Source organism: Sabulibacter ruber, from assembly GCF_017355955.1.
Taxonomy (GTDB): Bacteria; Bacteroidota; Bacteroidia; order Cytophagales; family Hymenobacteraceae; genus Nibribacter; species Nibribacter ruber_A.
Map to the genome: position 1 here is coordinate 1 of NZ_JAFFID010000108.1, position 285 is coordinate 285.

A 285-nucleotide genomic window follows, 5' to 3' on the forward strand; every position below is an offset into this window, starting at 1 on the left:
GCCGCATGGCCGGGTCGGCCATGCGGCCGCGCTTGCGGCGGCGGCGCTTCTCGGTCGCGCAGGTCTGGTCGTAGATCAGCACCGACACGCCGGGGATCTCGCGCATCTCCCGCTGGACGCGGTCCAGCTCGTCGCGGTGCTCCACCGTGGTGAAGGGGGGCAGCCCGTGGCCGATCCCGTATTTCTCCGGCTCATCCGACACCACGGTGATGCGCTGCACGCCTTCGGCGCGGAGCTGCCGACCGCCGAGCGGCTGCGCGCAGCCCTGGCGGCGGGCGCGCCCGG

General features: G+C 74.7%; 1 protein-coding gene. It reads right to left on the reverse strand.

Features of this window, described 5'->3' with window-relative positions:
• Nucleotides 1-285, reverse strand: a 285-nt coding sequence (locus tag JT719_RS24655) for a hypothetical protein (RefSeq protein ID WP_207436432.1), incomplete at both ends; no start/stop codon positions are given.